Consider the following 21514-nt stretch of genomic DNA (forward strand, 5'->3'; position numbering starts at 1 on the left):
AAATGCTCAATGCAGAAATAGCCTCGCGCCGGGCGGACGCCATCTCGCGCGGCGTCGGCGTCACCACGCAAATCTATGCCGAGCGGGCTGAGAATGCCGAGCTCTGGGATGTCGAGGGTCGCCGCTACATTGATTTCGCGGCCGGCATCGCCGTCGTCAACACCGGTCATCGCCATCCGAAGGTGATCGATGCGGTGAAAGCCCAGCTCGACCAGTTCACGCACACTTGCCATCAGGTCGTGCCCTACGAGAACTACGTCCGGCTTGCCGAGCGCCTGAACAATGCGGTTCCGGGCAATTTCAAGAAGAAGACGATCTTCGTAACGACAGGCGCGGAAGCCGTCGAAAACGCGGTCAAGATCGCACGTGCTGCCACGAATCGTTCGGCTGTCATCGCGTTCAGCGGCGCGTTCCATGGACGCACCTTCATGGGCATGACGCTGACTGGCAAGGTCGTCCCCTACAAGGCCGGCTTCGGTGCCATGATGCCCGATGTTTTTCACGCTCCTTTCCCCGTCGAACGGCACGGAAGCTCGGTTGCGGATGCCCTCTCAGCGCTCGACAAGCTCTTCAAGGCCGATGTCGACCCCGATCGCGTGGCAGCCTTCATCGTCGAGCCGGTCCAAGGCGAGGGCGGCTTCTATCAGGTCCCGCGTCCCTTTATGGCGAATCTGCGCGACCTGGCTGACAAGCACGGCATCCTGCTCATCGCCGACGAGGTGCAGACCGGCTTTGCCCGTACAGGCAAGCTCTTCGCCATGGAACATTACGGTATCGAGGCCGACATCACCACGATGGCCAAGGGCCTTGGCGGCGGCTTTCCGATCGCGGCAGTCACCGGCCGAGCCGAGATCATGGACGCGCCCAGCCCGGGAGGCCTTGGCGGAACCTATGGCGGTAATCCAATCGGCATTGCCGCGGGCAACGCGGTTTTGGACGTGATCGAGCAAGAGCAGCTCTGCCAGCGCGCCGAATCCCTCGGCAACCGTCTTAAGCAGCGTCTGCAGTCCCTCGTCGAAGCGGTCCCCCAGATCGCCGACATCCGCGGTCCGGGATTCATGAACGCGGTCGAGTTCAACATTCCCGGCACCAAGACGCCAAATGCCGATTTCACGAACAAGGTCCGCCAGAAGGCCTTGGAGAAAGGGCTGATTCTCCTGACCTGCGGCCTCTACGGTAACGCGATCCGATTCCTGGCGCCAATCACCATACCCGACCATGTCTTTGCGCAGGCGCTCGACATCCTCGACGAAACCCTAACCGAATGCGCCGGGGAGGCCTGAACATGACTGTCTCGAGTACACTTCTTTCCCGGCTGAAGGATCCTTCACTGGCGACTGACAAGGCGCTGATTGGCGGCGAATGGACAGCCACGAGCGACAGCGGCAATACGTTTTACGTGACCAACCCGTCAAATGGCGAAGTTATCGCGGCACTGCCGGACATGAATCGCGCCGAGAGCAAGCGTGCTATCGACTTTGCATACGCCGCGCAGAAGGCCTGGGCCAAGAAGACAGGGAAGGAGCGTGCGGCGGTTCTGCGCAAGTTGTATGACCTCATGGTTGCTAATGCCGATGATCTCGCCACCATCCTCACCACGGAAATGGGCAAGCCGTTCGCCGAGGCCAAGGGCGAGATACTCTATGGTGCCTCCTACATCGAATGGTTCGGCGAAGAAGCCAAACGCGTCTATGGCGACACCATCCCCGGCCACCAGGGCGACAAGCGCATAATCGTCATCAAACAGCCCGTTGGCGTGGTCGCGTCTATCACCCCGTGGAACTTTCCCAACGCCATGCTTGCCCGAAAAATGGCGCCGGCGATCGCTGCCGGATGCGCTATCGTCTCGAAGCCCGCGGGCGAGACGCCGCTTTCTGCGCTGGCGCTCGCCGTCCTGGCTGAACGCGCCGGCGTTCCCGCTGGCATCTTCAGCGTCGTAGTCTCGAAGGATTCGCCGTCAATCGGCAAGGAATTCACCGAGAACGACAAGGTCCGCAAGCTGACCTTCACCGGTTCAACGGAAGTTGGCCGGATTCTCATGCGCCAGGGTGCCGATCAAATCATGAAGCTAGGCCTCGAGCTTGGCGGCAATGCGCCCTTCATCGTCTTCAACGATGCCGATATCGACGCCGCTGTGGAAGGCGCCATGCTTTCGAAATACCGTAACAATGGCCAGACCTGCGTCTGCGCCAACCGCCTCTATGTCCAGGCGGGCGTGTATGACGCCTTCGCCGACAAGCTCGCTGCCAAGGTCAGGAAGATGAAGGTGGGTGACGGCTTCGAAGGCGGCGTGACTGCCGGTCCGCTGATCGACAAGAAGGCGCTTGCCAAGGTCGAAGAGCACATCATCGATGCGCTTTCCAAGGGCGCCAGCGTGACCGTGGGCGGTAAGCCCGATGAAAGGGGCGGCCTCTTCTTTCAGCCGACGATCCTGACCGGCGTGACGGCGGACATGAAGGTCGCACGGGAAGAAACGTTCGGACCAGTTGCGCCGCTCTTCAAGTTCGACACCGAAGACGAAGTGATCGAAATGGCCAACAACACTGAATTCGGTCTCGCTTCCTATTTCTACTCGAAGGATGTCTCGAAAATCTTCCGCGTTGCCGAGGAACTGGAGTACGGCATAGTCGGGATAAACACAGGGCTCATTTCCACCGAGGTCGCGCCATTCGGTGGCATCAAGCAGTCCGGCCAGGGCCGCGAAGGGTCCAAGTACGGCATCGAGGACTATATCGAGATAAAGTATCTTTGCCTGAGCATCTGATGTCGGCAGGTGTCGGCCGGTTTCGTACACGGCCCCAGACTTGCCGTTCAAGCGATGTTACGAGACTGGGGACAAAATCGCATTCGCAGGTGTCTGCAACCGGTCGAAGTCACCTGAGCAAGGACCGGGCCGAGCGTGCGCTTTAGCGGCTAAACGAAAGAGGCTTCTTCAGAACCGATCCGGTGCCCGCTGGCATCGGCAGGCTCCGCTGGTTGTGAAAAATCCTCCCAATCCTTTCGAGCATGGCTGCGGATGCGGGTTCGACCTTCGATCTGCGAACGTGAATTGATAGGTGCTCGCCGGTTGCCAGTAGCATGCCCGCGGCGCTGTAAAGGGAATGCCACAGATGGAGCCTTTTTTCGTCATAGGCGAGGATTTCGGTTTCCGTCCAAAGCTCCGTCCCCACCTTGCACTCAGCGCGATGACGAATGTGGGTCTCCATCGTGTAATAGGCTCCCTCGTCGGCGCTCCCAAAATCAACCCCGATCTGCTCGTAGAGAGCATCCGAAGCTTCTCCGAATGCCTGGAGATATCGGTGTTCGGTCATATGCCCATTGTAGTCCAGCCATTCCGGTAGAACGGCTCCGCGCCAAAGTCGAAGAGGGCAAGGTGCTGCCTGTACTGACGAAGACATCAAACATATTCCCGCATGGATGGGAGAGGAATGGAGCATGCTACGAAGACGCCAGAATGCACCGACCGGGAACGACCGCCACGTTGTATCCAGATTTAGGCCACCTCGGCGCCCGGACCCTCGAAGCGGTCGGCTACGGACACGCGGTCGGCGATCGACGCAGGCGGGTGCCGGACCGTGATGATCTTGGCTAGGGTCAATTCGGGACGGTCCCACGACGATATGGCGTCGCACAGCAAGGCCGACAGATCGAAAAAAAATGGTTGTCGCAGAGACGGGCTCAGCGACAACCGAGTTGGCCTGGGAGGGCCGGGGAATGCATGCCGCACCAGCGGCGAACGTGTCTGCAGAACCATGGATCTGCGGGGCCTGGACGGATAAGACGGCAGCTGCTCGCGCGTGCCGCGGGTCTTGGCTGGGACGGTGGGCGCCGCTTTGATCGCCTGTTCGGCCCTGCTGGAGCCGATCGAGACTACGGTCAACTCTTGCCTGCTTCGTTGAGCCGCAATGCCTGTCCCAAGGAGATTTTTGTCAAACGGGTTCATCAGCATCTTCGAGTTGTACAGTTCGAGCCGGCAATCATCCGGCATCACCTCGATCCCTAACCAAGCATCAAACGGATGCGTAGGGTGTACATACCACATTGGATTAACTTATTCTAGTGGGTATGCGATGCGATTTGAACTATTTTAGCTTTCCCAGCCTTCGTCACGAATTGTGTGGAGGGGCAGGGTAGTCGGCCTGCAAAATTTGGCTGGCAAAAGTATCAACTGCGCGGGCTAGATTGCGCCCCGCAGCCTCAGTCTGGAAAAATCAGGCACCTATTCCGGCATCTAGAGATGCAAGAATTTTCCGAATTGCTGGACCAAACGGATCGCTCACGATTTCGCAATCAGCATCCAACCGCATCATCGAACGGGTCTCAAGCGAGTAGGGCTTCCAGTCAGGCAGCGTCGTTGAGATCGGCGTCCCGGTATGCGCGAAGCTCGACCAGGCGTCCGTCACCCCATCCCGGACGGTGTATCGCTTTCCTTGCGGATCGCGCAGCTGCCGGCCGGCAAGGGTATCTTCATTCCCCCACACATTGTTGACTTCGAGCTTGTCGAAGATAAAGGGCAGTTCCGCGCCGTGGATCGCCCAATAACCCCCCATAAAAGGTTCCTCCCATCCGAAGCGATAGAGGTAAACGGGTGCACATCCGGCTTTGATGCGATCTTCCGCCTGCTGCGTAGCATCGCGTCCCATCCAAAGTTCGCTTGAGATAATGACCGTGAGGTTGAAAAGATCCTTCGCTGGCGCCTTCTGGCGGTAAAGCTGCAGCAGATCGGCAATCAACGGCCTCTTGGCCTCCGGCACGCGTGGGAAAACTGCCTGCAATTTGGCAAGTGCGGCGGCTTCGTCTTCGGGCTCGTTCAGCTGATTTTGGAGCAGCAGATAGAAAATCCCCTCCGCGTCGTTGGCGCCGACAATCATCGCGACGTCCTTCGAAAGCTCGATGGCTTGCGAGGAGCCGGGTTGGAAAGGCAAAACGTCTGGATCGATGACAGGCGAGAAAGGCATTTTCGAAAAACCTCCGCTCAAGGTGTTTTCCGCGACTTTCATGTATGTGTCCCATAGCGTTTGCAACGGCACGGATTGCAACGCCGATAGGTTCTCTCGGCCAATACCCAGCGACCTCAGCGCTGCCACGGTGTCCGCCGTGGCATCTTCGCGCGAGCGCACATGGAGCTGCGAGCCGCTTTGCACGATCGCCTTTTGGAAAAGACCAGCCGCCGCCGGCATTGCCATCATGCAGCTGACCTTTCCGCCGCCGCCGGATTCTCCAAAGATCGTGACATTCTGAGGATCTCCACCAAACGCCGCAATATTGCGCCTTATCCAGCGCAAGGCCTCGACCAGGTCGAGCAGCCCCACATTTGAACAGCCTTTGAATTGCTCTGAATGGTCGGCGAGATGCATGAAACCCAGCATGTGCAAGCGATGGTTGACGGTCACCACAACCACATCGCCTTTCTCGGCCAGCCGCCCTCCGTCGTACATTGGTGCGCCGCCAGAGCCATAGAAATATGCCCCGCCGTGAAAGAAGACCATGACCGGCCTTTTTCTGCCTTCGAGTGGTGCCCAGACATTCAACACCAAGCAGTCTTCGCTTCCGTTGCGTGCCTCTTTCCAGTGCTCCCAATCCGGATTGTTCTGGAAGCAGGGATCGCCAAGCGACGTCGCTTCCCGAACTCCGCTCCAGGGTAGGACTTGCCTCGGTGGCCGGAAACGGTGATTGCCCGCGGTGCTCTCGCCGTAATGGACCCCTTTGAAGATGTATAATCCACCGGTCGCGCTGCCTCGCAGTTTGCCTTCAGTCGTCTCCACCACGGGTCCGGTCAATCCGTTCGCATGATCGGCGATTGAGCGTGGATCCGGACTGATACGTCGTGGTTCGACGGTGTGCGCTGCCATTCTTTCATCCTCTTCCGGGTCGGCCGCTTGTCGGTCACCATGCCAGCCGGCAGGTCGTTACGGATGAGTGGTGAAGGGGCCTTCCTTCAGCTCTCTCGGGTCTCAGGGGACTTCGGTTAAGTTCGGACGATGGAGAAAGACCGTGCCTTTGCTGGACATTCCGCTTTTTCCAGCGTGCACCGTCCGCCATGAGAAAGCCTGTTCAGCGAGTCAGGACACGGGCGTCGCTGGCATTCCAGGCCAGCCATACCGTTGCGGCCGTCTCGATCTTCGTAGCCTCGGGATCATTTGCTGTGACCGTCACAGCGGTCAGATCGGGCTGCCCTGCCAATCGAACCATGACGTTCTGATTTTGGCCTTGATAGTGGATCTCTTCAATGGTCCCTTGAAAGCTGTTCTCGTAGCCCGGGAGCCTGGATTTCGACAGTCGGATCCGCTCGGGCCGGATCGAATAGGTGACAGGACCTGTCGCCTCCACATCGCCAGTTAATTGGCCAAAGCCCTCGACGACGACCGTCTTGCCGGCAGCCTTTCCCTGTAAGAAGTTGGTCTTGCCGATGAAATCTGCCACGAAGCGTGATGCCGGATGTTCGTAGAGCTCGGCCGAAGACCCGACTTGTTCAATGCGGCCGGCTCGCATGAGTGCAACCCGGTCCGCCATCACAAGAGCTTCCTCTTGGTCGTGGGTAACCACGACAAACGTGATTCCCATTTCGTGTTGGAGGCGCTTGAGCTCGAGTTGCATGGCCTCACGCAGTTTCTTGTCCAGGGCTCCGAGCGGCTCGTCCAACAACAGGACCCGCGGCCTCATGACGAGGGATCGCGCCAGCGCCACCCTCTGGCGCTGGCCACCAGAGAGTTGATTTGGCCGTCTGCGTGCCATGGGGGTGAGATGAGTGGTCTCCAGGATGTCGGCGACGCGTTTTCGGATCTCGACCTCTGGCAATTTGGCCATCTCGAGGCCATAGCGCACGTTGCCCTCAACGCTCATGTGAGGAAAGAGCGCATAAGACTGAAACATCATATTAACCGGGCGCCGACGCGGCGGCATACTTACGAGGTCCTTGCCGTCAAGCAATATTTCGCCGCTGGACGGCTGAACGAACCCCGCCACCATTCGCAGCAGAGAGGTCTTTCCGCATCCGGACGGCCCCAGAAGCGCAAAGAATTCGCCTTCCCTGAAGTCGACCGAAACGTCGTCGACTGCAGTGTAATTGCCGTATTTCAGGACAATGTTCTTGAGTTGAATAACGTTAGGAACAGTCATAGGTCTTCAAAGACCCCCTTGTTGAATCGCTGGGCAGCGAAAACCAGAAGAAAGCTTACCGCAAGCGTGAGCGCAGCCAGGGCATTGATGTCGGGCTTAATTCCGAACCGCAGCATCCCGTAGATGTGCATGGGCAGCGTTTCAGATGAGCCAGTTTGCCCTGCGGTGAAAGAGGCGATCACATATTCGTCGAAGGACAACGTGAACGAAAGCAAGGCTCCTGCAACCACACCAGGCGCAATAATTGGCAGCGTTATCCGCCGGAAAGTTGTCCAGCGGTTTGCCCCCAGGTCGATAGACGCTTCCACCAACGAATGGTCGAAACCGTCAAGTCGTGCCCTGACCACGGCGGTCACAAAAGCTATGCTGAACACCACATGCGCAATGATGATGGAATGCAGGCCCAGGCTCATATGAACGATCACGAAAAAACTCAACAGCGCAATGGCCAGAACGATGTCAGGGATCACCATTGGCGTCAGGAGCAAGCCGTCGACCACGGGCGATGACCGCATTCGCTCAACACCTAGTGCGAGCATGGTTCCAATCACCGTCGCCAAGAGAGCGGTGGCCGAGCCTACGATCAAGGTGTTGACGAGCGGCCCTATGATGGCCGGATCGTTCACCAATTTCGCATACCACTTGAACGAGAACCCGCCCCAAGCGGTTGGCAGACCTGATGCGTTGAAGCTCAGGACGACGAGGACGACGATAGGGCCATAGAGAAAAAGCAGCGTTGATCCCAGATGGACGAACAGAAGCCGGGTGGCGTTACGCACTCTCTTCCTCCCTCTCTACATTGCGAACCCGTTGTTGGACCGCGCTCTGGAACGCCAAAAGGCCAACCATTATGACGATGAGAACGAGGGCCAATGCTGAGCCGAATGGCCAGTCTCGAGCCGCTGTGAACTGATCTTGTATTAGATTTCCGACCATTTTGGTTCGGCCACCGCCCAGCAGTTGCGGAGTGATGAAGTTGCCAATCGACAGAACGAACACGAAAACGCCGCCGGCAGCTATTCCGGGCGCCGTCAGAGGCAACGTCACCCGAATGAACGTTTTCCATGCCGACGCGCCGAGGTCCGCGCTCGCTTCCGAGAATTCGGGATTGAGGCGTTGAATGGACGCATAGACTGTGAGGATCACGAACGGCAGATAGCTGTAGACCAGCCCGACCACGACAGCGGTTTCGTTGTATAGCAGGCTGAGTGGCTCCTGGATAATTCCTGCCGATATCAGGGTCTGGTTCACCAGACCTGCGCGGTTTAGCAAAACAATCCAAGCGTAGGTGCGAATAAGATAGTTGCTCCAGAAGGGCAAGATAACAACAAATAGCAGAGGCATTTGCCATCTTGGCGTTACGCGCGAAATGGCATAGGCGGCCGGATAGCCGACAATCAACGAGACGGCTGCTGCCTCGACTGCAATCCTTGCTGACCTCAGGAAGATCTCGAGATACAGCCCATCAAAAGCCCGGATCAGGTTGTGAAACGTAAAGTCCAGCTCTATGCCGCCGTAGGTGCCGCGATCCATGAAAGTATAAGCAAGGACCAGGCCACAAGGGACAATCAGGAAAGCCAGCCACCAGACCAAGGCCGGTGCCAGAAGAAGAACTGAGCCTACTACCTTCCTGTTCATCGTACAGCATCCCAGATCGAGTTAGTTTGCGTAGCCACCAAGCGGCGAATTCAGGTCGTCCACAGGGCATTCAATGCGCCCAGCATCCCCTCACGGCAGTTCCCCGTGAGTGCAATCGGACAAGCGCGAACCATCCTTGGCAAATTCGCTTGGCCTCATCCTACAATGAATTAGCCGGCAATGCCGGTCAGAGTCCTGACCGGCATTTAGTAGGCCGAGGGGGCAGCCTAAGGCTGCGACATGATCTCGGTGACAAACTTCGAGATACGCGGCGCATCTTCCCCGGGGTCGCTAAGGATCTCATTCTTGAGAAGGTCCTTGGCCGGGATTCTCAGCGGGGAATACTTCTTGGCGAGTTCCGGATCCGCCGCGTCCATGGCCGCCTTGTTGGGGACATTGTAGAGCAACTGACTGACCAACCAGCCATGATGTTTGGCATCCAGCACGAAGTTGATGAACTTCTCGGCAGCTTCCTTGTGTGCAGTTTTTTTCGGAACGACAAATGCGTCAACCCAAGTGTCGGTACCTTCCTTTGGAACCACGTATTTGATGCTGGCGTTGTCGCGCATGGCCATGGAGCACCATCCGTCCCAGGTTGCAGACATCACGGCTTCGCCAGAGACGAGCCTGCTTCCCATGGTAAAGTTGTCGAAGGCGAGCACGTCCTTTTTGGCGGCGATCAGGTTAGGCCTGATCGTTTCCAGAGCCTTTTCCGACACGTCATTGATCGAAAGACCATTGGCCAGCAGCGCCGATTCCATGAACCAGCGCTCATCCGGAACCAAGGTATATTTGCCCTTGATCTCGTCAGAAGGCTTCAGAATGTCCCACCAACTGGTTGGCTTGACCTTCAGGAGATCGTCACGATAACAGAGCCCAAACGTTCCCCAAGCATAGGGAACCGAGTATTTTAAGCCTGGATCATAGCTGAGCTTAAAAGCCTCCGGATACAGATTGGACCTGTTCGGGACATTCTTTTGATCAATCTCGGCCAACATGTCCAGCTTCTGCAAGGCAGTGACGAACGGGGCTGACACGATCATCACGTCAAAGCCAGCACCGCCGCCGGCCATCATTTTGCCCATGGTCTCTTCGTTTGTGGCGACCTCGACCAGGTTGACGTGAATGCCGGTCGCTTTCTCGAATTCAGCGAAGAGATCCGGCGGATAGTAGCCACTGAATGTCACGAAGGTAAGGTCTTCGGCCTGCGCGTGAACAGCTGAACCCATCAAAAGCAAGGCCGTCGCGAGCGGCGCGGCCTGTCTCAGGAACTTAAACATCTGATTTTCTCCCTACCCGACACGGGCATTGCAGAACGTCGGCAGAACCGCTCCAACCGATCGCACACTTCTTCCCCAGCGTCTGATGGCCTCAGGCCGTTTTATACCGATTAGATTGTTTTATGGACGCATGGGTGCAGAATAATACCGAAACCACGAAAAGGTCAATAGCCGCTCCAGCGCGGACTTTTGAGCTGCGACCAAAACCCCCGGGTGAGAACAACGCACATGCCGCGCCGCTTGGTTCTATGTCACCAAACTTGGGACGAGCTGGCCCTTATCGGTGTTGACGCAATCCATGTCGCTAGTTCCATGAGGCTCAGGGTTGTCGCGGCGGCAGGGGGCGGGGATCGCTGGTGTGGAACGCAGGAGCGAACGCCATTCATCCGCAGGCTATTGCCAGCCGACACCCTGGATCGCTTGTCAGCGACCTCAAAGACACTAATCACTTGAGCCATATCGAGCCGAGCTTGCTCAACAAAGGCTGCCGCCTGGCAAGCAACACCGAGCTTGGGGCAGGGGACATCGATCCCGCCACGCAAGCAGCGATGTGAGGCTGATGGCCGGGGTTGCCTCGGCCGCGTCAAGACGTTTCGTGACCTTGTTTCCGACGAAGCTCGGCATTTGCCAGGATCCGTGGCGGCTGGTCACCCTCGGCTACCTATATGGGCGAAGGACAAGGCTGCGGCGCTGCAGCTCCTAAAGATCCCACGCCGCCCGGACCGGCAGACGGCGCAGGCTCAGGTGGCAACGACGCTCGTCGAGCAAGGCTGGCCTGCGGCAGGATGTTTATTCAATGCCGGCTGGCCTGATTTAGCCCTGCAGAGCGACACCCTTGATTAGAAGTTCAGCAAAGCTGCTGGTTACCTCTTCAGTGGTGTATTTGAACGTTGGCTTAAACCAAGTGTATGACCAGTTGCACGCGCCAATTAGGCAGCAAACGGCAATTAAAGGCGGAGTGTCTCGAAGCGAGCCATCAGCTACGCCCTTAGCATACAAATCCTGAATCCGCTTACTATACTTACGTCTATTCGACATCACGATGTTGCGCTGTTCGTCGGTCAATTCGTTCTCATCGCGATTATAAATAGTACTCCACTCATGGTGAGACATCACGTTCAGCATATGCTGTCTTACTACGGCGGCAAGCACTTGAGTTGGTGATCCACCGGATTTCAGCGCTTCATCAAGGCCGCTAGCGTACGTCTCGTCAATTCTCTCGAAAATGCGCCAAAGAATCTCGTTTTTGTTCTTCATGTAGTAGTAGACGATGGACTTTGTGAAACCCATCTCGGCGCTGATGTCGTCCACGGTCACGGCGCGGAAGCCGCGCTCCGCGATCAGACGTGAGGCCGCGTCCAGGATTTCCTCCTGGATCATCGCGGTCTTCTGCCGCTTGATTTTGCCCCTAATGCTAGGCTTCCCAGAGTCTTTCTGCGATGCAACGGCCATTGTGAGCCTTTCTGAGTATTTTTTCGTTCTTTACGGTATAAAAAAACGAAACACAAGCGCGGCCAAACCTCGCCACCTGCTCATTGCGGCGCCAAAAGGCGACTTTGCCTACTCGTGTCAGGATCTTCTGTTCAGTCCCTCCTTGTCCGCAGCACTGCTGGGAACTCAAAAAGGAGGCGCCGCCCCCTCGATTGGGTATCATAGGATCCCGGCGTTCCACTTCTTTGTCCCCCGGCCAATCAGGCGAAACGCCGGTGAATCGGTCCAAGGTCAGCGGTTCTACTGGGTCGAGGTCTCACCGTGGAGTGTGAGCGCGGCCACGGCCAGGCCGATCGCCGGCGCCATTCGAAATCATGCTTGGCGCCAGCGGCCACCAACAGGTCCTTCCGGGCAATCAAACTTGTGGACAATGATCATCTGGTCCCGCGTAATGTCCAGAACGCCGGCACCTTTTCGAGGAAGGTGCATCTCCGCTGGGACTGGAAAGGCTCGAGTCCCGGACGGCGCCTGCCAATTTGTGCGTAGCGCCCCCACTGGCTTGTTCGCCGCGAGCGGCGGCCCGGCAGCCTGGGCCCCGGTTTAGGCGGTCTCGAGCTTGCGCATCGCCGCGGCGAGCACCTGCTCGTAGTCGCCGACGATCGCAATGTCAGCGATCTTGAATATATTGGCTTCGGGATCCTTGTTGATGGCAACGACCTTTTTGGCACCGCCAATGCCGGCAAGGTGATGCACGGCGCCCGAAATGCCAACGGCGACATAGACATCTGGACTGACCTTTTGACCGCTGAATCCGACCTGTCTCGACGAAGGTACCCAGCCCATTTCAACAGCGGCACGGCTTGCACCAACAGCTGCTTCGACCTTGGCTGCAAAATCTTCGATGAGCCGCCATTTGTCACCCGAACCTATTCCCAGGCCGCCTGACACGATCTTGCCTGCTCCGCGCAGCGGTATCCCGCCGCTGTCCGGGAGAGGTTCCGCTCGAACGAACCGGACACCTTTTCTGTCGAGGCCGGTGACCGTTGACAACACCTCACATCCCGCGGGATCAGAGCCTGCGCTCAAGGGGTCGCCGGCGTACAGAAGCACAGCCTTTCGATCTCCAAGAGCGATCGTCTTTTGCAGAAGGCCGCCCATCACCGGGCCAGCCACGGTGACCTCCTCGTTGACAACGTGGATAGTCTCGCAGGCGGTCAAATACTCGGCACCGAGGGAGGCGGCAATCTGAGGAGCCCAATTGCGGTTGGCCATATTGCCGAAAGCGACAATCAACGCCACGTCATTCGCGGCACAGGTCTCTTCGACAAGTCGCAGCAGATAATCGGCGCCATCGCCGATGTCGGCTTCAGCTCGTGTTGCGGTAATCGTTTCGAAGGATGCCGCATGTGGAACGCGAACGCCTTTTCCATCTGGCCCCACAACGACCAGGAGCGTGGCAACAAAGCCAGTGCGACGAAGGGTTTCCGCGAGAGAGGCAAGCGTAGCGAATTCCGATGCCCTTGTCTCGGGCGTGTTATGAAGGACTAAAAGTGCCGTTTTCATACCATTGCCTCATTTGCCGAGCGCAGCCAGAAGGGCCGCCGCCTTCTCTTCATCGCTGCCATTGATGAACTGAGTGGTTTGTGCGGCACGCTGGCCCTTTTTGAGCGCATATTTTGGCCGCACTGCGTTGACGTCATCGTTGGGGGAGCTCGACAGTTCTATCGACGCCTTCTTGGCTGTCATCACGCCTTTGAGTGACGGCGTCCTCGGCTTATTCATTTCATTTGAGACAACCAGCAAAGCTGGAAGCGCAATCTCGTAGTCGTCGATGCTGGCGTCGCAGAGCTTGCCAACGACCATGCTATTGGCCGCCACGGCTCTAATGGCAACAATTGGCGACAGCGCCGGGATCCGCAGCCCGTGAGCGACAAGGAAGGGCACATAACCCGCATCCGTATCTGAGGCTTGACGGCCAGCGATGATGAGCGAAGGAGCCGCCTGGCGTTGGATTGCGCCAACGATCGCCCGGGCCGTCTTGAAAGGGTCACGCCTGTCGCCTGCAGCCAGTTCTACGCGAATGGCACGGTCGGCGCCCATCGATAGGGCGCGCCTCAAATACTGATCCGCCGATGCATCGTCAGCCGTCAGAACCGTGACCGAGCCGCCGTGCGCTTCCTTCAAGCTGATAGCGCATTCCACAGCGTTCAGATCGTAGAGATTGACGGAGTACTGGGATGCCTGATGAAGAACGATTTCATCCTGCGCCTCCGAGACCGTCACGAACTGTTCCGGCAAATTCGGATCAGGCACTTTCTTGATGAGGACGAAGATTTCCATTTTCCGATCGCTCTCACTTCTATCGCCGGAAGGGCGGGAGCCTTATTGCTCCAGCACGAGGTCATTCAGGATTTGCCGGGCTTATAAGCCGCCCGCGCGATCGGGGCGCTATGCCTGTGGGCGAGCGTGGAACATGACCTTCCACACGCCCTCCTGGCAAATATCTCCTTTCTGGTTTCGCACTTCGAGCCAGAAGTTTACAATTCCGCGCGCTGGATTGGAGGCGCGACGCACGCCGTCCACGCGCTGGTAGACATGAATGGTGTCACCGATTTTAACCGGTGCCTTGAGATCCCAAGTCATACCAAGGAAGGCAATGGCAGTGCCTTCCTTTAGGCCCAGCCGGAACTCGAGCCCGGTAACGATGGCGAAGACGGCGGGTCCATGCAGGATACGCTCGCCGAACGGTGTTGACTTCGCGTAGATTTCGTCAGTGTGTATGGGATTGTGGTCGCCGGTCATAGCAGCGAACATTACCACGTCCGTTTCCGTAATCGTACGGCGCGGCGTCAGCCACTCCTGCCCAACCTGAAAGTCGTCGAAGAATAGGGCGTTGGGCCCAACCCCAAGAGTGCCAACGTCAACCTTTGCGTGCATCAATTTCTCCTTGCAAATCCAGCTGGCACGCACGACATCGTTTGAAGCCCTCCTTCAAACAATCGCCGAGCAGTTTACAGGCGGCTCGGTGTCATTTTATACCGACAAGAATGCATTTTCTACTAGCTAGTTCGTAATGTCAAGCTGACCTGGCGTGCACTGCCGTGCAAGTGTCGCTGGGCCCGAGCGAGCCACGGCCGATCAATCCCAACCTGAGGCCTTGAGATCGCTGGTGAGGTCCCGACGTTGCTGCGCGTACTCGACATGCGTATCCGGTACGATTCGGTTTCTCACCCCGGACTGCATCTCTTCCGAAATGTGTGCAATGAGACCTGGCAGGGTGGACAGAATGGACAGTCCGCACATTTCCGCGGGTGAAAAACCCATCTGGACCATAACACCTGCGAGCATTCCGACTTCATTCATGACGAGGTCAGGTTTGTTTGTTGCAGTTTGAAAAGCCACATGGACGGCCGCATACCACTCATTCGCCTCCCCCCAAACGCCCTGTTCCTGCGCAATTTTCTTCAGCTTCTCAGCGCGTGGGTCGACATATCGGAAGATCTGGTGTCCGAAGCCGGGGACCCGTCGCTTTGCAGCAAGTAGTTCTTCGACCAGCCTTGTGGCTGCGACTTCCATTGTTTCGCCGCCTTGCTTCCACGCTGCGTAAGTTGTGGCAATGAAACGGCCGGTGTCTTCGGGTGAAAGCGCATGTTCGCCGGCCGCCAGGACTGCGGCACCAAGGCCTGCGGTCATTTGAGGGTTGACGGACACCACAGCGCGCGCGGCTACGGTGCCGGACTTTTGAAGGCCGAAGTCAAGGATGGAGGAGAGTATCAGATCCATCAAATGGGCTTCGCCCGGCGTCGGCAGTTTGCCGCGGATAATCAGGTAGGCGATCGCAGAGAAGGGCAGTTTTCCAACCACGTCCTGCATGGGGTAGCCGCGGATGAAAATGCTATCCTTGGCGATTTCGCTTACGGAAGTGACCCAGTAGGATGGCGTTCCTTTTGTCATGCTTTCCTCATAGTGGACTACGGTTTCTGCAAGCCTGCCGGACGGGCGGGCCTGCCGGGCCGTCGCAAATTCGCAACGTTGGGGCGTGACCCTTCGCGCATTCGACGATTCGATATTCCAAGCGGATGACGCCCGCCGCCAATGTCATACTATCCAATCGGCAAAACATACTCAATAGTACATTTTGGCAGTCGCGCTTTTACCGAGCCCGGAACTCGCCAGGCGAGGCGGGGCCAAATCCTCTGGCGTTCATACGAATCAGTATGTAAAAGGGCGTTGTCGGTATGGGTGCGGTCGTTAAGTGGCACAGCCTTTGCCAACGGAACATGGAGAAAACAATGCTTTCTGCCGTCAATGCGCCTGGAACCAATTGCCCCGGCCTTTCCCAAGGCATCATCCTCAAGGGGAACGGGATTTTCGTGTCTGGTGGGCATGTTGGGACCGATGCCTCGGGTGAACCGATTATCACCTCGATGGAAGACCAGATCGTGGCCCTATTTGAAAACCTCAAACGAACGTTGGCCGAAGCCGGTCTTGGCTTCGAACACGTTGCCAGGACAACCTGCTTCGTAGTCGAATTTGGGCCTGAGCTTCTAAAGACCATCAAGGAGGTTCGCAGCCGATATTACAATGCGGACTGCCCACCGGCGAGCGTGATGGTGCAGGCGGGACTTTACGATTCTCGGCTTTACGCAGAGATCGAAGTCCTGGCTGTCGTTCCGGACGTGGCCAGATAGGCAATCGACGTGAAAATGCGTGCCGCTGTTGGCCGGCGCCCTGTCGATCGGAGGAATCAAAAGCGCTTAGCTTGCATTCTCACGACAATGCAGTAGCATACGAGCTAGAATATAGGGCATACGCAATGGTACAAGTGCCATTGCGTATGTCTTGGCGCCCCCCGGCAACGCCGGCGGTGGCGATGGCGCGGTTTGTCGGATCCGCTTCCTTTTTGAGCGTGCTTTAGCAGATTTTGTACGGGACAATACGATGACCACGGTTTGCCTTACGTTCGATTTCGATGCGGTCTCGCTCTGGATCAGCACGATGCGACAGACGACCGCCACGGCTCTCTCAAGAGGTGAATTCGGGGCATTGGTCGGGCTGCCTCGCATTCTTGACTTGCTGGCATCCCAAAAAGTCAAGGCGACCTTCTTTGTTCCCTCTCACACCGCAGCCGCCTACAAATCACAAACCCTCCGTATCCGTGATGAAGGTCATGAAATCGCGCTTCACGGCTACTGTCATGAAACGCCGGTCGGACTGACCCGCCAACAAGAAGCGGATCTGTTGGACCGGGCTATTGCCAAACTTCAGTCGGTGCTGGGGCCCGAGTTTCTGCCGAAGGGCTATCGTTCGCCAGCTTGGGACCTCTCGGCCAATTCGATCGAACTGTTCGAGGAGCGTGGCCTTGTCTACGACTCAAGCATGATGGCTGATGATTATCGCCCATATCTGGCCCGAAAGGGCTACGTTGCGGACGAAGACAGCTACGACCCCGGCATCCCGTCCGAAGTGATCGAATTGCCTGTTGCCTGGGAGCTGGACGACTTTCCACATTTCGTGTTCCTCAGCAAGCCAATGTACCTCGGATTGCGGACGCCCAAAGAGGTCTACGAACTCTGGAGAGAGGAGTTCGACTTCTGTCATTCGCTTGGTGATGGCGTCTTCACCCTTACGATGCATCCGCAAGTGATCGGTCGTGGACCACGCATGCAAATGCTGTCGCAGCTGATCGATCACATGCGGGCTACCCCGGGGGTGGTTTTTCGGACCGCCGCTGACGAGGCCGGGCGTCGCGCCGAGCTGCTGCTGCCACGATCGTGACCTCATTCGCATGGCTCGACTGTTGCCATAGGCAGGCGCCATCCCCGTCAATCGCGCGCCTGGCTTAGGAAGGATATTGGACACAATGACGCTGATACCAACGCTCCTTTCAACTCGGTCTATGAAGCCTTGATGCCGAGCTGCCAAAGGGCATGACGGGAAAGCTCGACAAGAAGCTCTCGGCAGAGGTGCCGGATAGCAAAAGTAGAACGCGAATAGCCCGGGGAACTGGCATGAATACGACCGATTACGAAAAGTTGGACGGCCTCGAGTTGGCCGACCATCTTCGTCGCAAGAACGTAAGCCCGCTCGAGATCATGGATTGCGCGATCAGGCGCGCCGAGGACCTCAATCCGCGCCTCAACGCGCTCTGCTACACGAATTTTGAACTGGGGAGCAAAGCGGCCAGGGCAGCCGAACTCAAGGGCGGGTTTGGTGCGCTGCCATTTCTCCTCAAGGACTCAGGGCTTGCCTATACCCAATTGCCAGGTTCGATGGGATCGCGGTTGTTTGCCGGCCTCACCACGGCGTTTGACGCGACAATCACCACGCGTTTTTTGGCCGATGGCTTTATCCCCTTCGGGCGGACGTGCGTTCCAGAATTCAGCATGGCTCCGACGACGGAAGCCGCCCAGAATGGGGGGCCAACCCGCAACCCGTGGAACCAGGATCACTCAAGTGGTGGCTCCAGTGGCGGTGCGGCCGCTGCCGTGGCTGCAGGCATCGTGCCGATCGCGCATGGCAGCGACGGCGGAGGGTCAATCCGCATCCCAGCCTCTTGCTGTGGCATCTACGGGCTGAAGCCGTCGCGAGGCCTGGTTCCCGCGGGTCCCGCAAGGGGTGAAGGGTGGGGCGGCCTGGCTTCCGATGGCGTCCTTTCCCGGACCGTTCGCGACACAGCCGCTGCCCTTGATGGCGTCGCGGGTGTGGAATTGGGCGCCCCTTACGCCGCCCCCGCAACACCGTCCTCTTACCTCGAGCAGCTAGATAAGGCGTTTGACAGGCCATTGCGAATTGCAAAGTGGGCTGTTGGGTTCGAAGATATCCCGATCCATCCGGAATGCCTCGCCGCCTTGCAAAAAGCGGAAGATCTGCTGACTGCAATGGGCCATGAAGTCGTCCAGGCACCGCTCCCGCCGCTCCAGTTCTCCAAATTCGTCAATGCCCAGATCGAGGTTATGGCAGCCAACGTCACGGTGACGGTGAACGGAAAGATCCGCAACGGTGCCCATAGCGGTTGGCAGTCGTTACTGGAGCCGGCCATCCTTGATGCCTATCACCTCGGCAAGACCCTTAGTGCAGAGGCGTACGTGCTGGCCATCGCACGGTTTCACACGGTCGGCCGCCAACTGGAAACGTATATGCTCGACTATGATTTTGTTCTCACGCCAACGCTGACTCAACCCCCGATCAAACTCGGAACCATTTCCACCCAGGACGATTTCCGCAGCTTCCGCACCAAAGTGAGCCACTACGCAACCTTCCTGGCGATCATAAACGCATCGGGTCAGCCGGCGGCGAGCCTGCCGCTGCATTGGTCCATCGAGGGGCTGCCCGTCGGCATCCAGCTGATTTCGCGTTTTGGCCATGAAGCAGACCTGCTGCGCCTATCGGCACGATTGGAGGAAGCAGCACCTTGGTTCGACCGGCGTCCTCCAACGGCAGGGTGAGGGCTCGAAGAGGCTGTAGAACCGCTTGCGCAAGGCGGCATTTCACCGCTTGGATGCCGCCGATCGCGCCATAGTCAGCCGTGGCGGGTTGTTCCGTCAGGTTCCCGCCCAAGATCTAACGGTGAGAGAAAGCGTGGTGGACGGTGTCGGTCGCTTTTGCACGACAAAGCCGAGTTCCACGCTTGGTCGATGCGGAGCTTTTCGGCTCGCTGACCCGTGCTCGCGCCCCACAGCAGACCGAAATCGTCCGACAACTGCGTCAACATTTCAAATGGCATGTCAATCCAGCTGCTATGAAACCACTTATCGAAAGACACCCAGGTGCCGTCCGACAGCTCATAACCACCCTGGCCTAGGCGGCGCGCGGCTTCGGTGAGCTCTGAACCCTGATGGATGTCGACAAAGCTGGTCTCCTGCCCGCTCGCAGTGGTCGCGCTGACCCACACCGCCATAACGAACGAGACCAAACCCGCCGCCAACCAAATGCACATCTGCAACGCCGGGTCATTGCAGCCGGCAGCCAAACTCCGGTCGCTCGACAGGATCCGGTAGTCCCTTGAAAAGTCGTCAAACTCTCCAAGCGCCCCAGCTGCAAACATCAGGTCGCCAAGCGGCGACGCAATCATTCTCGGTAAGCCACTTTTCTACATTCCTTTGTCGGAGCTGCCTTTTCGGCCATCTCTTGAATGACGCCCTGCCCTCGGGGAGGAGGTACGCGAGCAGGGCGCGCCGCACAAAGGCGGGTTGGATTGGGCAACAGCACAGTGGCGGCAGAAACTGATTAGGAGACCTTCTTGACGACAGCCTGACGTCAAGCGTCTGGTGCGGGAAAAAATGCTCGCAGCTGGGCCACATTGGCTGGCGGCCCTCCTAGGGTCGCTTTCTTTTTGGGTACCGTCGAACCCGTCATCGAGCGACCGCTGTTTCGCGGCCTTCCTATTGAGGTCGTCCCCGGGTTCATGCTTCGGTCCGTTGTCAGCGCGGCGGCTGCCAACGTGATGCTGGTCCAGTGCCGCAACCCGGAATGCCCATCTCATAGGTGTGCTCGAACGGAACGTTTGGCAGAGGATTTGACCCCTCCTATTGCCTCGGCTCGCCGGCGGCGAACGCGCTGATGTAGTGCCGGATGATCTTGGGATCCGGGGAGAGGCTCGAGACCCTGGTGTCGGCACCAAGAGGTAAAGTGCCGCCAGTCCTTGGCGTAGGCGTTGCGCGTGTTTTCGGAGCTGGCGACTTTGGCGCGGCCCTTCGCTGTTCGACTGTCGGAATGACAGTGCAGAAGTGGGAGCCGGCGCTAAGCGGCTGAGCGAGTCAAGAAGCAGGGGCTGGCGGAGCTCATTCTCTAGGCGGATTTCGAACGTTCGATTAGCACATATCGTGGGAAAAGCTGCAGATATCCGCGAGGAACTGCGCGGTCGCCCCTACGACCTGGTCGCCGTCGCCGGTTGGAAGCATCTCACTCGGTCTATGGCTGCGCCATTGGCGCCGCTGTCGGCAGCAGTGAGAAGGCCGTGGACCTGCCGCGGGCAGTAGTGCTGGTGCTGATGTGCATCGCTTAGTTTCAGCGAATCACCCACGCCGAACTGTCGTCATTTTTCGGCAAGAAGTTTCGGGTGATCTCATCGGCAACCTGCGCAGCTTCGGAATGATCGCCTCCGAGCCGCGCAGTCCGACACCGGTCGCGCCCTACACCTATCTCACGACCGGACAATTCCTGCTTGAGTTCGGCCTCGCCACGTTGCGCGACCTGCCGGATTTCCGATCGCGATGACGAACAGTCTGACGGAACAAGGACTCGCAGCGTCTGTCCCGCATCTGCGCCTACTACATTATAGGCCAGCCGCCCGGAAAGCAGGCTCACAGATTGCTGGAACTGGCGGCCTTTGAACGTCGCAATCCTCCGAAATGATTGAAGGATGCCCTGCCACTCAGGACAAAAAACGTTGCAAGATTCTCACTGCCTCATCGGTCCTTCCCCGCACACGGTGCCGGAGCAGAATGTTTGGAGACAGGTTAGATCATGACCCTAGACCGAGCATGACCACGGCGGTCACAGTCCGGACGAACATTCCGCCGCCCGCGACCGACATCGTCTTCCCCAGCGGGCGCATTTAGGGTTCTAAGCAGGGACAGCTAAGGGTGTCATTTCGCCCGTTCCGGAACGATCATGGATGGCGAATATTGTCGGCTCTCGAAGCAAAAGGGACCTTTGCCTCGTTCCCGCTGATGACGGGCACTGCCTATGCCCCGAGATATTCGATCCGTCCATTTTGTAGGGAATTCGACAAAACTAACGTTACCCGCTCACCGCGAGAAGTTAGGCAATTCAATAAGAAGCGACTGCTGCGCCTCTGGCATGGCCCTTGCTTTTACAGCTGTGACATTACACCCCAATAAAGCGTTCGGTCTCCACAGGGACCCATCTCAGTTCAGGTGAACCGACAGTCCCATCCCTATAGACGAGAGTATCCATGACACGCGTCCTTGCAGCAGCAGCTTTCCTCCTCACGGCTTTGGCCTCAGCCCAAGCCTCTTCAAACGTTAGTTCGGGTTCGAGCAGCTGGAACAGTCAACAGGGAGACACAATGAACCGATCGC

Annotated in this window: 18 protein-coding genes and 1 pseudogene; 6 read left to right on the plus strand and 13 right to left on the minus strand. The window is 57.8% G+C overall.

The genetic code is table 11. The features are described from left to right. Nucleotides 1–2: 2 nt before the first annotated feature. Nucleotides 3–1283, plus strand: a complete 1281-nt coding sequence (locus ACWGS8_RS30985; protein WP_454584505.1) for a 4-aminobutyrate--2-oxoglutarate transaminase — start codon at nucleotides 3–5, stop codon at nucleotides 1281–1283. Between the two features lie 2 nt (nucleotides 1284–1285). Beyond that, nucleotides 1286–2764, plus strand: a complete 1479-nt coding sequence (locus tag ACWGS8_RS30990; protein WP_454584506.1) for an NAD-dependent succinate-semialdehyde dehydrogenase — start codon at nucleotides 1286–1288, stop codon at nucleotides 2762–2764. A gap of 142 nt (nucleotides 2765–2906) precedes the next feature. Here the strand turns inward: ACWGS8_RS30990 and ACWGS8_RS30995 are convergent, their stop codons facing one another. The 12 genes from ACWGS8_RS30995 to ACWGS8_RS31050 all read right to left on the minus strand — a co-directional run bounded on the left by ACWGS8_RS30995 (nucleotide 2907) and on the right by ACWGS8_RS31050 (nucleotide 15422). Then, nucleotides 2907–3398, minus strand: coding sequence for a thioesterase family protein (locus tag ACWGS8_RS30995; RefSeq protein WP_454584507.1), 492 nt, complete (start codon nucleotides 3396–3398; stop codon nucleotides 2907–2909). Nucleotides 3399–3493: 95 nt separating this feature from the next. Next, entirely contained in the window at nucleotides 3494–4042 is a 549-nt protein-coding gene (locus tag ACWGS8_RS31000; RefSeq protein WP_454584508.1) for a hypothetical protein, read from the minus strand. A 169-nt stretch (nucleotides 4043–4211) separates the two neighbouring features. Then, nucleotides 4212–5852 (minus strand): carboxylesterase/lipase family protein, encoded by a 1641-nt coding sequence (locus ACWGS8_RS31005; RefSeq protein ID WP_454584509.1) that lies wholly within the window; start codon nucleotides 5850–5852, stop codon nucleotides 4212–4214. 202 nt (nucleotides 5853–6054) lie between these two features. Continuing rightward, nucleotides 6055–7119, minus strand: coding sequence for an ABC transporter ATP-binding protein (locus ACWGS8_RS31010; RefSeq protein ID WP_454584510.1), 1065 nt, complete (start codon nucleotides 7117–7119; stop codon nucleotides 6055–6057). After that, complete coding sequence (locus ACWGS8_RS31015) at nucleotides 7116–7898, minus strand: ABC transporter permease (protein ID WP_454584511.1); 783 nt, start codon at nucleotides 7896–7898, stop codon at nucleotides 7116–7118. The genes ACWGS8_RS31010 and ACWGS8_RS31015 overlap by 4 nt, the downstream gene beginning before the upstream one ends. Further along, nucleotides 7891–8757 carry an ABC transporter permease gene (locus ACWGS8_RS31020; RefSeq protein ID WP_454584512.1) on the minus strand — a complete coding sequence of 289 codons (867 nt, stop codon included), beginning with the start codon at nucleotides 8755–8757 and terminating at the stop codon, nucleotides 7891–7893. Before ACWGS8_RS31020 ends, ACWGS8_RS31015 begins: the two co-directional genes overlap by 8 nt. Nucleotides 8758–8984: 227 nt before the next feature. After that, nucleotides 8985–10037 (minus strand): polyamine ABC transporter substrate-binding protein, encoded by a 1053-nt coding sequence (locus tag ACWGS8_RS31025; protein ID WP_454584513.1) that lies wholly within the window; start codon nucleotides 10035–10037, stop codon nucleotides 8985–8987. 813 nt (nucleotides 10038–10850) lie between these two features. After that, nucleotides 10851–11417 carry a TetR/AcrR family transcriptional regulator gene (locus ACWGS8_RS31030; protein WP_454584514.1) on the minus strand — a complete coding sequence of 189 codons (567 nt, stop codon included), beginning with the start codon at nucleotides 11415–11417 and terminating at the stop codon, nucleotides 10851–10853. Between the two features lie 651 nt (nucleotides 11418–12068). Beyond that, nucleotides 12069–13031, minus strand: coding sequence for an electron transfer flavoprotein subunit alpha/FixB family protein (locus ACWGS8_RS31035; RefSeq protein WP_454584515.1), 963 nt, complete (start codon nucleotides 13029–13031; stop codon nucleotides 12069–12071). 9 nt (nucleotides 13032–13040) lie between these two features. Beyond that, nucleotides 13041–13808, minus strand: a complete 768-nt coding sequence (locus ACWGS8_RS31040) for an electron transfer flavoprotein subunit beta/FixA family protein (RefSeq protein WP_454584516.1) — start codon at nucleotides 13806–13808, stop codon at nucleotides 13041–13043. A 108-nt stretch (nucleotides 13809–13916) separates the two neighbouring features. Continuing rightward, nucleotides 13917–14405, minus strand: a complete 489-nt coding sequence (locus ACWGS8_RS31045) for a MaoC/PaaZ C-terminal domain-containing protein (RefSeq protein WP_454584517.1) — start codon at nucleotides 14403–14405, stop codon at nucleotides 13917–13919. A 201-nt stretch (nucleotides 14406–14606) separates the two neighbouring features. Further along, the gene (locus tag ACWGS8_RS31050) at nucleotides 14607–15422 is read right to left on the minus strand and encodes a citryl-CoA lyase (RefSeq protein WP_454584518.1); all 816 of its coding nucleotides are present in this window, start codon (nucleotides 15420–15422) and stop codon (nucleotides 14607–14609) included. A 338-nt stretch (nucleotides 15423–15760) separates the two neighbouring features. On the opposite strand from ACWGS8_RS31050, the gene ACWGS8_RS31055 reads away from it, so the two are divergent. The 3 genes from ACWGS8_RS31055 to ACWGS8_RS31065 all read left to right on the plus strand — a co-directional run bounded on the left by ACWGS8_RS31055 (nucleotide 15761) and on the right by ACWGS8_RS31065 (nucleotide 18916). After that, the gene (locus ACWGS8_RS31055) at nucleotides 15761–16159 is read left to right on the plus strand and encodes a RidA family protein (protein ID WP_454584519.1); all 399 of its coding nucleotides are present in this window, start codon (nucleotides 15761–15763) and stop codon (nucleotides 16157–16159) included. A gap of 250 nt (nucleotides 16160–16409) precedes the next feature. Next, the gene (locus tag ACWGS8_RS31060) at nucleotides 16410–17246 is read left to right on the plus strand and encodes a polysaccharide deacetylase family protein (protein WP_454584520.1); all 837 of its coding nucleotides are present in this window, start codon (nucleotides 16410–16412) and stop codon (nucleotides 17244–17246) included. Between the two features lie 233 nt (nucleotides 17247–17479). Then, a complete protein-coding gene (locus ACWGS8_RS31065; RefSeq protein WP_454584521.1) occupies nucleotides 17480–18916 on the plus strand; it encodes an amidase in 1437 nt (478 codons plus the stop codon). 74 nt (nucleotides 18917–18990) lie between these two features. Here ACWGS8_RS31065 and ACWGS8_RS31070 read toward each other — a convergent pair whose 3' ends face one another. After that, entirely contained in the window at nucleotides 18991–19542 is a 552-nt protein-coding gene (locus tag ACWGS8_RS31070; RefSeq protein ID WP_454584522.1) for a hypothetical protein, read from the minus strand. Between the two features lie 724 nt (nucleotides 19543–20266). On the opposite strand from ACWGS8_RS31070, the pseudogene scpB reads away from it, so the two are divergent. After that, nucleotides 20267–20681: pseudogene (gene scpB / locus ACWGS8_RS31075) on the plus strand (SMC-Scp complex subunit ScpB); the annotation flags it as partial. Between the last annotated feature and the right edge of the window lie 833 nt (nucleotides 20682–21514).

Source organism: Mesorhizobium sp. 43Arga, from assembly GCF_053714255.1.

What these genes read in the sequence shown, in the direction of transcription:
- ACWGS8_RS30995 (WP_454584507.1), bottom strand. Translation starts at nt 3,398, where the DNA reads ATGTCTTCGTCAGTACAGGCAGCACCTTGCCCTCTTCGACTTTGGCGC.
- ACWGS8_RS31010 (WP_454584510.1), bottom strand. Translation starts at nt 7,119, where the DNA reads ATGACTGTTCCTAACGTTATTCAACTCAAGAACATTGTCCTGAAATAC.
- ACWGS8_RS31005 (WP_454584509.1), bottom strand. Translation starts at nt 5,852, where the DNA reads ATGGCAGCGCACACCGTCGAACCACGACGTATCAGTCCGGATCCACGC.
- ACWGS8_RS30985 (WP_454584505.1), top strand. Translation starts at nt 3, where the DNA reads ATGCTCAATGCAGAAATAGCCTCGCGCCGGGCGGACGCCATCTCGCGC.
- ACWGS8_RS31030 (WP_454584514.1), bottom strand. Translation starts at nt 11,417, where the DNA reads ATGATCCAGGAGGAAATCCTGGACGCGGCCTCACGTCTGATCGCGGAG.
- ACWGS8_RS31035 (WP_454584515.1), bottom strand. Translation starts at nt 13,031, where the DNA reads ATGAAAACGGCACTTTTAGTCCTTCATAACACGCCCGAGACAAGGGCA.
- ACWGS8_RS31020 (WP_454584512.1), bottom strand. Translation starts at nt 8,757, where the DNA reads ATGAACAGGAAGGTAGTAGGCTCAGTTCTTCTTCTGGCACCGGCCTTG.
- ACWGS8_RS31025 (WP_454584513.1), bottom strand. Translation starts at nt 10,037, where the DNA reads ATGTTTAAGTTCCTGAGACAGGCCGCGCCGCTCGCGACGGCCTTGCTT.
- ACWGS8_RS31065 (WP_454584521.1), top strand. Translation starts at nt 17,480, where the DNA reads ATGAATACGACCGATTACGAAAAGTTGGACGGCCTCGAGTTGGCCGAC.
- ACWGS8_RS31000 (WP_454584508.1), bottom strand. Translation starts at nt 4,042, where the DNA reads ATGTGGTATGTACACCCTACGCATCCGTTTGATGCTTGGTTAGGGATC.
- ACWGS8_RS31055 (WP_454584519.1), top strand. Translation starts at nt 15,761, where the DNA reads ATGCTTTCTGCCGTCAATGCGCCTGGAACCAATTGCCCCGGCCTTTCC.
- ACWGS8_RS31050 (WP_454584518.1), bottom strand. Translation starts at nt 15,422, where the DNA reads ATGACAAAAGGAACGCCATCCTACTGGGTCACTTCCGTAAGCGAAATC.
- ACWGS8_RS31070 (WP_454584522.1), bottom strand. Translation starts at nt 19,542, where the DNA reads ATGATTGCGTCGCCGCTTGGCGACCTGATGTTTGCAGCTGGGGCGCTT.
- ACWGS8_RS31045 (WP_454584517.1), bottom strand. Translation starts at nt 14,405, where the DNA reads ATGCACGCAAAGGTTGACGTTGGCACTCTTGGGGTTGGGCCCAACGCC.
- ACWGS8_RS31040 (WP_454584516.1), bottom strand. Translation starts at nt 13,808, where the DNA reads ATGGAAATCTTCGTCCTCATCAAGAAAGTGCCTGATCCGAATTTGCCG.
- ACWGS8_RS30990 (WP_454584506.1), top strand. Translation starts at nt 1,286, where the DNA reads ATGACTGTCTCGAGTACACTTCTTTCCCGGCTGAAGGATCCTTCACTG.
- ACWGS8_RS31060 (WP_454584520.1), top strand. Translation starts at nt 16,410, where the DNA reads ATGACCACGGTTTGCCTTACGTTCGATTTCGATGCGGTCTCGCTCTGG.